The sequence below is a fragment of the Rhodococcus sp. NPDC003382 genome (genome assembly GCF_053589135.1).
In genome coordinates this window covers 46911-58995 of record NZ_JBSFRH010000039.1, presented here as the reverse complement: position 1 = coordinate 58995, position 12085 = coordinate 46911, and the positions used below count along the sequence as shown (strand labels likewise).

Genomic DNA, 12085 nt, shown 5'->3' with positions numbered 1-12085 from the left:
AGGCGATCGAGAGAACTGTGGTTAAGGAACTCGGCAAAATGCCCCCGTAACTTCGGGAGAAGGGGGACCAGCCCCGGTGACGAGTCTTGCACTCCGAGCTGGGGGTGGTCGCAGAGACCAGAGAGAAGCGACTGTTTACTAAAAACACAGGTCCGTGCGAAGTCGTAAGACGATGTATACGGACTGACGCCTGCCCGGTGCTGGAAGGTTAAGAGGACCGGTTAGCGGGGTTCGCCCCGCGAAGCTGAGAATTTAAGCCCCAGTAAACGGCGGTGGTAACTATAACCATCCTAAGGTAGCGAAATTCCTTGTCGGGTAAGTTCCGACCTGCACGAATGGCGTAACGACTTCTCTGCTGTCTCAACCACAGACTCGGCGAAATTGCATTACGAGTAAAGATGCTCGTTACGCGCGGCAGGACGAAAAGACCCCGGGACCTTCACTATAGCTTGGTATTGGTGTTCGGTTCGGTTTGTGTAGGATAGGTGGGAGACTGTGAAGCATTCACGCCAGTGGGTGTGGAGTCGTTGTTGAAATACCACTCTGATCGTATTGGACATCTAACCTCGGACCATGATCTGGTTCAGGGACAGTGCCTGGTGGGTAGTTTAACTGGGGCGGTTGCCTCCCAAAATGTAACGGAGGCGCCCAAAGGTTCCCTCAGCCTGGTTGGCAATCAGGTGTCGAGTGCAAGTGCACAAGGGAGCTTGACTGTGAGACTGACAGGTCGAGCAGGGACGAAAGTCGGGACTAGTGATCCGGCACCGGCATGTGGAAGCGGTGTCGCTCAACGGATAAAAGGTACCCCGGGGATAACAGGCTGATCTTCCCCAAGAGTCCATATCGACGGGATGGTTTGGCACCTCGATGTCGGCTCGTCGCATCCTGGGGCTGGAGTAGGTCCCAAGGGTTGGGCTGTTCGCCCATTAAAGCGGCACGCGAGCTGGGTTTAGAACGTCGTGAGACAGTTCGGTCTCTATCCGCCGCGCGCGTTAGAAACTTGAGGAAGGCTGTCCCTAGTACGAGAGGACCGGGACGGACGAACCTCTGGTGTGCCAGTTGTCCCGCCAGGGGCACTGCTGGTTGGCTACGTTCGGAAGGGATAACCGCTGAAAGCATCTAAGCGGGAAGCCTGTTCCAAGATGAGGTTTCTCACCCCCTCGAGGGGGTAAGGCCCCCGGCAGACCACCGGGTTGATAGGCCGGAACTGGAAGCACAGTAATGTGTGCAGGTGACCGGTACTAATAGGCCGAGGACTTACCACGAAGAAGCTACGCGTCCACTGTGCGGTATCTGAAACAACACCCAATTCGTCAGAATTGGGTGGGCGGAGCCCCTTGATGAAAGGGTCTGCGTTCACTCGATTCGACACGCGAAGCGTGGGTAAAGTTTCATAGAGTTACGGCGGCCATAGCGACAGGGAAACGCCCGGTCCCATTCCGAACCCGGAAGCTAAGCCTGTCTGCGCCGATGGTACTGCACTCGACAGGGTGTGGGAGAGTAGGACACCGCCGAACACCCGTTACCGAAAGGGGACCCACTCACTGGGTCCCCTTTCGTGTTTTTTCGTGAAAGGATTTTTCTGTGTCCGACAACAGCGGTGAGCGTCGATCCTTCCGGGGCGGAGGATCCACCCCGCGGTCGGGACGCGACGACAATCAGGACCGGCGCCGGGACGAGAACCGTTCCGGCCGCAGCGACGATCGCCGGCAGAGCTCGTCGTTCGGCGACCGCCGGCGGGGTCCTTCTTCCGGCGACCGCCGGCAGGGTGAGGGCGAGCGCGGACGGTACGGCCGCAGCGGTGAGGGCCGCCCCTCCTATCGAGGAGACGATGCACGTCAGGGCGGAGACCGTCGTCGCGACGACCGGGGTGATCGCCGTCAGGGCGGAGCCGGAGACAACCGTCAGGGCCGAGGTGGCGACCGTCCGAACCGCTACGGCGACGAGCGTCGTGACGATCGGCGCGGTGGCTTCGGCGACCGGCCCCGGGGTGAACGTTCCGAACAGGGTCGTGGCGACCGGGGTCGCGACGACCGCCGGGGCGGCTACGGCGACCGGCCCCGCGGTGAGCGGCCCGAGCACGCCCGTGGCGATCGCGGACGTGACGAGCGTCGGGGTGGTTACGGCGACGAGCGTCGTGACGACCGGCGCGGCGGCTTCGGTGACCGGCCCCGCGGTGAGCGGCCCGAGCACGCCCGTGGTGAGCGCGGACGCGACGACCGCCGCGGAGGCGACGGACGCGACCGCGGACCCCGCGACGATCGTGGTGCCCGCGACAGCCGAGGTCACGGCCCGGATCGACGCGACGGCGGCGCCCGTCGTCGTGGCGGCGAGGGTGGTTTCGGACCCGGCCGCGGTCGCGAAGGCGTGCCCCCGCAGCGTCGCGATGCCCGACCGGACGAGCCGGATCTGCCGGACGATGTCGAAGCCTCGGAGCTGGATCCGACGATCCGTCGCGACCTGCTGAGCCTGGACAAGTCGAACGCGAACACCGTGGCCCGGCACCTGGTGATGGCAGGCAAGCTCATCGACGACGATCCGCGGCTCGCGCTCGCACATGCCCGGGCGGCACGGCAGCGTGCCGGTCGCATCGCCGTGGTCCGCGAGGCCGCGGGCATCACCGCCTACCACGCCGGTGAATGGGCCGAGGCCCTGTCCGAGCTGCGCGCTGCCCGCCGCATGTCGGGCGGTCCCGGCCTGCTGGCGGTGATGGCCGACTGCGAACGCGGACTCGGCCGGCCGGAGCGTGCCATCGAACTCGGCCGCAGCGAGGAAGCCCGTGCCCTGACCGGGGACGAGGCCAGCGAGCTGCGCATCGTCGTGGCCGGTGCCCGCATGGACCTCGGCCAATACGATCAGGCCGTTGTCACCTTGCAGACTCCGGATCTCGACGAGTCCCGGACCGGGACCGCCGCCGCACGCCTGTTCTACGCCTACGCGGACGCGCTGGTGGCAGCCGGCCGCACGAAGGACGGCGTCAAGTGGTTCCTCAACGCGGCCGCCGCCGACCTCGACGGCGAAACCGACGCCGAGGAGCGGGTGGCGGAACTGACCGGCGAGGATCTGTGACCGATCGAGCATCTGCACCCGCGGACGCCCGGACCGCGGCGGGCTCGTCGACGCTGCGGTCGGCGTACGACGTGCTGCTGCTCGATCTCGACGGCACCGTCTACCGCGGCGCCGATCCCGTCCCCGGGGCTGTGGAGGCGCTGACCGGTGGTGACGACCGGCTGTTCTACGTCACCAACAACGCCAGCCGCCGACCCGCTGACGTCGCCGCACACCTGCGCGACCTGGGCTTTTCCGCCGACGAGTCGACGGTGGTGACCAGTTCGCAGTCCGCCGCACGTCTGCTCGCCGAACGTGTCCCCGCCGGTGCCGCGGTCCTCGTCGTGGGGACCGAGGCGCTGTCCGAGGAGATCACCCACGTCGGCCTGAGACCGGTGCGGTCCGCGGACGAGCGGCCGGTCGCCGTCGTGCAGGGGCATTCCCCGGACACCGGCTGGCCGATCCTCGCCGAGGCGACCCTCGCGATCCGGGCCGGCGCGCTGTGGGTGGCGACGAACGTCGACTCCACGCTGCCGACCGAACGGGGCCTGGTGCTGGGCAACGGGTCGATGGTCGCCGCGGTGCGGTCGGCCACCGGCGCGGAACCGGTGGTGGCGGGCAAGCCCGCCGCGCCGCTGCTCGAGCATGCCATCGCCCGCAGCGCCGCGGGCCGTCCGCTCGTCGTCGGTGACCGGCTGGACACCGACATCGAAGGTGCGGTCGCCGTCGGCGCCGATTCGCTGCTGGTGCTCACCGGGGTGAGCACCGTCGCGGAGCTGCTGCGGGCTCCGGCGCGGCAGCGGCCCACCTATGTCGCGGACTCGCTGAGCTGCCTCGACGTTGAGACCGGGGCGTTGCGCGTCGGCGCCGTCGGGGCGTGGACCGCGACCGTCGACGGCCGAGACCTGCGGCTCGAGGCGGCCGGGCCGGTCGACCCGATGGCGGCGCTGCGGACCGTGCTTCCGGTGGCGTGGGCGAACCCGGACTTCGAACGTGTGGTCGGGGTGAACGACGCGGCCCGCTCCTCGATCGAGGCGTGGAGCGCGGGTGCCTGATCCGGTCGTGCCGCGTGTCCGGTGGGTCGGTGATGCACTAGCGTGGTCAGCGATGAGCACGTCGATTCCACGCCCAGGCCAGCATCTCCCCGGCGCCCAGCCGGGTATCGAACCGGACCGGATCCACGCCGAGGTGGACGGGCTGCTGACCCGTGCCCGGGACGCGGCCGCCGGGGACGGCCACGACCGGGCCGTCGCGATCTCGCGCCAGGCCCAGCTGCTCGAGCAGGCCCACGACGTGCTGGTGCAGGCCCTCGCGACCGTGGACAAGGTCTGACGTGGCACGCCGGGCACGGGTCGATGCGGAACTGGTGCGGCGCGGGCTGGCCCGCTCACGCGAACACGCCAGCGAACTGATCGCGGCGGGCCGGGTGCTGATCGCCGGCACCGTTGCCACCAAACCGGCGACCGCCGTCGAGCCGGGCACACCGCTGCTGGTCACCGAGGTCACCGACGAGGTGTCCTGGGCCTCACGCGGGGCACACAAACTGCTCGGGGCGCTGGAGGCGTTCGCGCCGCAGGGGCTGAAGGTCACCGGACGCCGCTGCCTCGACGCGGGCGCATCCACCGGCGGATTCACCGATGTGCTGCTGCACGAGGGTGCCCGGGAGGTCGCCGCGGTGGACGTCGGATACGGCCAGCTCGTGTGGCGGCTGCAGTCCGACGACCGCGTCCACGTGTTCGATCGAACAAACGTGCGTAATATCGACGCCGAGCAGATCGGCGGCCCGGTCGAGCTGGTGGTGGCGGACCTGTCGTTCATCTCGCTGAAGCTGGTGCTGCCGGCGTTCGTGCGCTGCGTCGCCCCGGGAGCCGACCTGTTGCCGATGGTCAAACCGCAGTTCGAGGTGGGGAAGGAACGCGTGGGCAGTGGCGGTGTCGTACGGGATCCGGCGTTGCGGACCGAAGCGGTGCTCGACGTCGCCCGTGAAGCCCAGATCCTCGGTCTGCGCACGATCGGCGCGGTGGCGAGCCCGCTGCCCGGTCCCTCCGGCAACGTCGAGTACTTCCTGTGGTTGCGGGCCGGTGAGCCCGGCCCCGCGGAACTCGAGCCGTCGGTGATCGAACTCGTCGAACGTGCGGTGCAGGAAGGACCCCAGTGACCACAGCAACCGGTGACACGGCCACCTCGCCGCGCCGGGACATCCTGCTCGTGTCGCATTCCGGGCGCGGCGAGATCGCCGAGACCGCGCAACGCGTCGCGGCGATCTTCGGCGAGGCGGGGATCGGGCTGCGGGTCCTCGCGGAGGAAGCCGACAGCACCGGCCTCGGGGCGCTCGCCGCCCCGGACGGGCAGATCCGCATCGTCGAATCCGGACCGGACGCGGCGGTCGGCTGCGAGATGGTGATCGTGCTCGGCGGGGACGGCAGCTTCCTGCGGGCCGCGGAACTGGCGCAGTGCGCGGCGGTCCCGGTGCTCGGCATCAATCTGGGCCGGATCGGGTTCCTCGCCGAAGCCGAGGCCGAGCACCTCGAGGAGGCGCTCGCGCAGGTTGTGCGCCGCGAGTACCGGATCGAGCACCGCATGACGCTCGACGTGATGATCCGGGTGGACGACGAGATCGTCGATCGTGGGTGGGCGCTGAACGAGGCGAGCGTCGAGAACAAGTCGCGGCTCGGGGTGCTGGAAGTGGTGCTCGAGGTCGACGGACGGCCGGTGTCGTCGTTCGGGTGCGACGGTGTTCTCGTCGCCAGCCCGACCGGTTCGACCGCCTACGCGTTCTCGGCCGGCGGACCGATCGTGTGGCCGGAACTCGAAGCGCTGCTGGTGATTCCGAGCAACGCGCACGCCCTGTTCGCGCGCCCGCTGGTGACGAGCCCCGAGTCGCTCATCGCGGTGGAGACGTTGCGCGGCAGCCACGACGGTCTCGTGTTCTGCGACGGTCGCCGCACCCTGGAACTGCCGGCCGGGGGCCGCGTCGAGGTGGTGCGCGGCAAGCATCCGGTTCGCTGGGTGCGTTTGGACTCGGCGCCGTTCGCGGACCGGATGGTCCGCAAGTTCGAACTTCCGGTGAAGGGCTGGCGAGGAAGGAAACTCTGACGTGCTCGCTGAGATTCGGATCGACAACCTGGGTGTCATCTCCGAGGCGAGCGCCCAGTTCCACGACGGTTTCACGGTGCTGACCGGCGAGACGGGCGCGGGCAAGACGATGGTGGTCACCAGCCTGCACCTGCTGTCCGGCTCCCGCGCCGACCCGGCCCGGGTGCGGGTCGGGGCCGAGCGCGCCGTCGTCGAGGGCCGCTTCGCCGTGGACACCGACGAGACCGCGGGCGCGCTGCCCAGTCACGTCGAACGGGAGATCGCCCGGCTGCTCGAGGCGGCCGGAGCCGAACGGGACGAGGACGGCAGCATCATCGCGGTGCGCACGGTCGGCCGGGACGGGCGTTCCCGCGCCCATCTGGGCGGCCGCAGTGTCCCGGTCGGGGTGCTCGCCGAGTTCACCGACCCGCTGTTGACGGTGCACGGCCAGAACGACCAGCTCCGGCTGCTGCGCCCGGACCAGCAGCGCGCCGCCCTCGACCGATTCGCCGGCAAGGCGGTGCTGCCGCTGCTCGCCGCCTATCAGCAGCACCGGAGCAAGTGGCTGGCCGCGCGCGCCGAGCTGCTCGAGCGCACCGAACGGTCGCGGGAACTCGCGCAGGAGGCGGACCGGCTGCAGTTCGGTCTGGACGAGATCGAGCGGGTCGACCCGCAACCCGGCGAGGACGTCCGGATCGTGGCGGAGGTGCGCCGCCTCGGCGACCTGGATTCGCTGCGGGAGGCCGCGGAGGCCGCACACGCCGTCCTGACCGGCGGCGACGCCGGCGACGGGGACGGGGCGGCGGCCGCCCTGGATCTGCTCGGCGAGGCGCGTGCCCGCGTCGAAGGCGCGGACGATCCGGCCCTGCGCGAGCTGGGTCCGCGCCTGGCCGAGGCGATGGCGGTGGTCACCGACGTCGCCGGCGACCTGTCCGGCTACCTCGCCGACCTGCCGTCGGATCCCGGCGCCCTCGACACCCTGCTCAACCGCCAATCCGAACTCAAGGCCCTGACCCGCAAGTACGCCGCCGACACCGACGGGGTGCTCGCCTGGGCCGAGGAGGCCCGCGCCCGGCTGTCCAAGATCGACGTGTCCGCCGACGCGCTGGCCGAACTCGCCGCGACCGTGGAGTCCGCCGCCGCCGCGACCGCCGAGGCCGCGCAGGCCCTGTCCGCGGCCCGGCACAAGGCCGCGGCCCGGCTCGCGAAGGCCGTCAGCAAGGAACTGTCCGGCCTCGCCATGGGCCGGGCGACCCTGGACGTGCAGGTCCGCGACCGGGAAGCCGCCGAGAAGGACGCGGCGCCGCTGACGATCGGCGACCGGGTTCTGCACGCCGGGGAATCGGGGACCGACGAGGTCGAATTCCGGCTCGCCGCGCACAGCGGCGCCCAGTCGCTGCCGTTGGCGCGCAGCGCATCCGGCGGCGAACTGTCCCGGGTGATGCTCGCGCTCGAGGTGGTGCTCGCCGCCTCCGAACGCGGCGCCACCATGGTGTTCGACGAGGTGGACGCCGGGGTCGGGGGCCGGGCCGCGGTCGAGATCGGGCGGCGGCTGGCCCGGCTGTCGCGCACCCACCAGGTCATCGTCGTCACCCACCTGCCGCAGGTCGCGGCGTTCGCCGACACGCACCTGGTCGTCGACAAGGTCGACGACGCCGGCGGGGTGGTCAGCAGCGGGGTGCGCACCCTCGACGAGACCGAACGGGTCGCCGAGCTGGCGCGGATGCTGGCGGGTCTGGACGACACCGAGACCGGGCGCGCGCACGCCGAGGAACTGCTGGCGATGGCCCACGCCGAACGGCAGAGCTGACCCCGCCACCCCCGGAACGTGCCGAGCGGTCCGTAACCGCGGCTCGCGGGTCCGTTCGGCGCGCCTCCGTTACCGTGCCGCGACCCGGGTTCATCATCGATGCCATGAAGATGCCGGCTCTGCTGTCACGCAATAACGAAACGTTGCCCGGAGTGAGCGGCATTGCCCGGGTCGACAAGAACACCGCGAAGCTGCTGCGCCGGGTCGGTCCCGGCGACATCGTCGTCCTCGACGCGGTCGATCTGGACCGCGTCACCGCCGACGCCCTCGTCGAGGCGGGGGTCACGGCCGTGGTCAACGCGTCGCCGTCGATCACCGGCCGTTACCCGAACCTCGGCCCGGAGGTGCTCGTCGCCAGCGGGGTCGCGCTGGTGGACAACACCGGCACCGAGCTGTTCAAGAAGGTCAAGGACGGCGCGAAGATCCGGCTGTACGAGGGCGGGGTCTACGCCGGGGAACGGCTGCTCATCCAGGGGGAGGAGCAGACCGAGGCGGAGATCTCCGATCGCATGATCGAGGCGAAGACCGGACTCGTCGACCATCTCGAAGCCTTCTCCGGCAACACCATCGAATTCATCCGGTCGGAGAGCCCGCTGCTCATCGACGGCGTCGGGGTGCCCGACATCGACGTGGACCTGCAGGACCGGCACGTCGTGGTCGTCGCGGACGGGCCCGATCACGTGCAGGACCTCAAGGACCTCAAGCCGTTCATCAAGGAGTACTCACCGATCCTCATCGGTGTCGGTGCCGGCGCGGACACCCTCACCAAGGCCGGCTACCGGCCCGATCTCATCGTCGGCGATCCCGAGCAGATCGGCACCGAGACCCTCAAGTCCGGCGCCGAGGTGGTGCTGCCCGCCGACCCGGACGGGCACGCCCCCGGCCTCGAACGCATCCAGGACCTCGGGATCGGCGCGATGACGTTCCCGGCGGCCGGCGCCCCGGCCGATCTGGCGCTGCTGCTCGCCGACCACCACGGTGCCGCGCTGATCGTCACCGTCGGCAGCACCGTCTCTCTCGACGAGTTCTTCGACCAGGGACGCCGCGACACCAACCCGTCGGCGTTCATGACCCGCCTGAAGGTCGGGCCGAAACTGGTCGACGCGAAGGCCGTCGCCACCCTCTACCGCAGCCGGGTCTCCGGCGGCGTGATCGCCCTGCTCGTGTTCGCCGCGCTGATCGCCGTGATCGCCGCGCTCATCGTCTCCAACCTCGGCGGTGAGGTCGTCGACTGGGCGGTGCAGCTGTGGGACGACCTCGTCGAGTGGGTGCGGGGGCTGCGCGCGTGATCTCTCTGCGCCAGCACGCCGTGTCCATCGCGGCGATCTTCCTGGCACTGGCGGTGGGGATCGTGCTCGGCTCCGGGCTGCTGTCGAGCAGCCTGGTGTCCGGGCTGCGCGACGACAAGGCCCGGATGCGCGACGAGTTGCAGGCCGAACAGGACCGCAACAGTGTGCTCACCGAGCGGCTCAACGCCGCGGACGGCTTCGACGCCGCGGTCGCCGGGCGGGTCGTGCGCGACACGCTCGCCGGCCGCACGGTGCTGATGGTCGCCGGGCCGGACGCCGACCCGGCCGATCTCGACGCCGTCGTCGCCACCGTGGAGGCCGCCGGGGCGGCCGTCACCGGGAGGGTGTCGCTGACCGAGTCGTTCGTCGACGCGGCCGGTGCGGACCTGCTGCGCACCACCGTCACCAACGTCGTGCCCGCCGGGGTGCAGCTGCAGACCGGCGCCGTGGACCAGGGCAGCCTCGCCGGGGACCTGCTCGGCGCGGTGCTGCTCGTGGACCCGGGCACCGGGCAGCCGCGCAGCACCCCCGAGGAACGGACGCTGGCGCTGACCACGCTGCGCAGCGCCGGCTTCGTGTCCTTCGAGGACGGCACGGTCGAACCGGCCCAGGCGGCGATCGTCGTCACCGGCGACGGCAGCGGCGGGGAAGAGGGCAGCGGCAACCGCGGGGCGCTGCTCGCGCGGTTCGCCGCGATCTTCGACACCCGCGGCGCCGGCACCGTGCTCGCCGGCCGGCCCGGCGCGGCCACCGGCAACGGCCCGCTGGCGGTGGTCCGGGCCGACACGGCGCTGTCGGCGGGCCTGTCCACCGTCGACAACCTCGACCGGGAAGCCGGCCGGATCACCACCGTGCTGGCGTTGCAGGAACAGCTCGCCGGGGGCGCCGGACGCTACGGCACCGGACCCGGCGCGGGTGCTGTCACGGTCGGGTCGGCGGCCCGCTGACCGCGGGCAACCGCCCGGCCGCGGCCCTCGAAATGTGACGTCGGCACGGATGCGTGCGAGTCGTGCACGGTATCGCGCCGGCAGGTGTTACGGTGGGGTTCCGTGGGTCCGCAGGCCCCAGCAGTACCGCCATCAGTCCGAAGTCCTGCACCAGACGTCACGGGAGCTTCTTTGCCACAGTCACGCCACTCGCGTACCGCTACCAAGCACATCTTCGTCAGCGGGGGCGTCGCATCCTCGCTCGGCAAGGGGCTGACCGCATCGAGTCTGGGTGCTCTGCTCACCGCGCGCGGTATGCGCGTGACCATGCAGAAGCTGGACCCGTACCTCAACGTCGACCCCGGCACCATGAACCCGTTCCAGCACGGCGAGGTGTTCGTCACCGAGGACGGCGCCGAAACCGACCTGGACGTCGGGCACTACGAGCGGTTCCTCGACCGCGACCTGTCCGCCGACGCGAACGTCACCACCGGCCAGGTGTACTCGACGGTCATCGCCAAGGAGCGGCGCGGCGAATACCTCGGCGACACCGTGCAGGTGATCCCGCACATCACCGACGAGATCAAGAACCGCATCAAGGCGATGGCGGCCCCCGACGCCGAGGGCAACGTCCCGGACGTGGTGATCACCGAGATCGGCGGCACCGTCGGCGACATCGAATCCCAGCCCTTCCTCGAGGCGGCCCGCCAGGTGCGCCACGACATCGGCCGCGACAACTGCTTCTTCCTGCACGTGAGCCTCGTGCCGTACCTGGGCCCGTCCGGGGAACTGAAGACCAAGCCCACGCAGCATTCGGTGGCGGCGCTGCGCAACATCGGTATCCAGCCCGATGCGCTGATCCTGCGCTGCGACCGGGACGTGCCCGACGCGCTCAAGGCGAAGATCGCCCTGATGTGCGACGTCGACGTCGACGGCTGCATCTCCACCCCGGACGCCCCCTCCATCTACGACATCCCGAAGGTGCTGCACAGCGAGGGCCTCGACGCCTACGTGGTGCGTCAGCTCGGCCTGCCGTTCCGGGACGTGGACTGGACCGTGTGGGGCGACCTGCTCGACCGGGTCCACAACCCCCGCGAAACCGTGAAGGTGGCGCTGGTCGGCAAGTACATCGACCTGCCCGACGCCTACCTGTCGGTCACCGAGGCGCTGCGCGCCGGTGGTTTCGCGCACCGCGCGAAGGTCGAGATCAGCTGGGTCGCCTCGGACGAGTGCGAGACCGAGGCCGGCGCGGAACGTCATCTCGGTGACGTCGACGCCGTGCTGATCCCCGGCGGCTTCGGTATCCGCGGCATCGAGGGCAAGCTCGGCGCGATCCGGTTCGCCCGGACCCGCAAGATCCCGCTGCTCGGCCTGTGCCTGGGCCTGCAGTGCGTCGTGATCGAGGCGGCCCGGTCGGTGGGCATCACCGATGCCTCCAGCACCGAATTCGACCCGGACACCACCCACCCGGTGATCTCCACGATGGCCGACCAGGAACAGATCGTCGCCGGTGAGGCCGACCTGGGCGGCACCATGCGGCTCGGCGCCTACCCCGCGGTGCTCACCAAGGGGTCGGTCGTCGCGAAGGCCTACGGCACCGAGCAGGTCTCCGAACGGCACCGGCACCGCTACGAGGTCAACAACGCCTACCGCGACCGCGTCGCCAAGTCCGGTCTGCAGTTCTCCGGCACCTCCCCGGACGGACGGCTCGTCGAGTTCGTCGAGTACCCCGCCGACGTGCACCCGTACTTCGTTGCGACCCAGGCGCATCCGGAGCTCAAGAGCCGCCCGACCCGCCCGCACCCGCTGTTCTCGGGCCTGATCGCCGCGGCGCTGCGGTACAAGGCCGCCGAACGGCTGCCGGTGGACGTGCACGGCGACGAGAACACCGAGGCTCCCGAGGCCACCGAACCGGCCGCCGCCGAGGTCGACTAGTC

General features: G+C 70.1%; 9 protein-coding genes and 2 rRNA genes. All 11 read left to right on the top strand.

What is annotated here, in order from left to right; all coding sequences use genetic code 11:
- Window positions 1-1265: ribosomal RNA gene (locus tag ACWDUD_RS22985) — 23S ribosomal RNA — on the top strand; the annotation flags it as partial.
- 135 nt (window positions 1266-1400) lie between these two features.
- Window positions 1401-1517: ribosomal RNA gene (gene rrf, locus ACWDUD_RS22980) — 5S ribosomal RNA — on the top strand.
- 67 nt (window positions 1518-1584) lie between these two features.
- Window positions 1585-3069 carry a hypothetical protein gene (locus ACWDUD_RS22975; protein WP_450110786.1) on the top strand — a complete coding sequence of 495 codons (1485 nt, stop codon included), beginning with the start codon at window positions 1585-1587 and terminating at the stop codon, window positions 3067-3069.
- Window positions 3066-4103 carry an HAD-IIA family hydrolase gene (locus tag ACWDUD_RS22970; protein WP_450110785.1) on the top strand — a complete coding sequence of 346 codons (1038 nt, stop codon included), beginning with the start codon at window positions 3066-3068 and terminating at the stop codon, window positions 4101-4103. Before ACWDUD_RS22975 ends, ACWDUD_RS22970 begins: the two co-directional genes overlap by 4 nt.
- A gap of 52 nt (window positions 4104-4155) precedes the next feature.
- Window positions 4156-4380, top strand: a complete 225-nt coding sequence (locus ACWDUD_RS22965; RefSeq protein WP_197251822.1) for a hypothetical protein — start codon at window positions 4156-4158, stop codon at window positions 4378-4380.
- A gap of 1 nt (window position 4381) precedes the next feature.
- On the top strand, window positions 4382-5206 hold the full coding sequence (locus ACWDUD_RS22960; RefSeq protein WP_450110784.1) for a TlyA family RNA methyltransferase: 825 nt from the start codon (window positions 4382-4384) through the stop codon (window positions 5204-5206).
- Complete coding sequence (locus ACWDUD_RS22955) at window positions 5203-6144, top strand: NAD kinase (RefSeq protein WP_450110783.1); 942 nt, start codon at window positions 5203-5205, stop codon at window positions 6142-6144. Before ACWDUD_RS22960 ends, ACWDUD_RS22955 begins: the two co-directional genes overlap by 4 nt.
- A gap of 1 nt (window position 6145) precedes the next feature.
- Window positions 6146-7933, top strand: coding sequence for a DNA repair protein RecN (gene recN, locus ACWDUD_RS22950; protein ID WP_450110782.1), 1788 nt, complete (start codon window positions 6146-6148; stop codon window positions 7931-7933).
- Between the two features lie 104 nt (window positions 7934-8037).
- Complete coding sequence (gene steA, locus ACWDUD_RS22945; RefSeq protein WP_197251819.1) at window positions 8038-9222, top strand: putative cytokinetic ring protein SteA; 1185 nt, start codon at window positions 8038-8040, stop codon at window positions 9220-9222.
- On the top strand, window positions 9219-10169 hold the full coding sequence (locus ACWDUD_RS22940) for a copper transporter (RefSeq protein WP_197251818.1): 951 nt from the start codon (window positions 9219-9221) through the stop codon (window positions 10167-10169). The genes steA and ACWDUD_RS22940 overlap by 4 nt, the downstream gene beginning before the upstream one ends.
- 171 nt (window positions 10170-10340) lie before the next feature.
- Window positions 10341-12083, top strand: a complete 1743-nt coding sequence (locus tag ACWDUD_RS22935; protein ID WP_450110781.1) for a CTP synthase — start codon at window positions 10341-10343, stop codon at window positions 12081-12083.
- The last annotated feature ends 2 nt before the right edge of the window (window positions 12084-12085 follow it).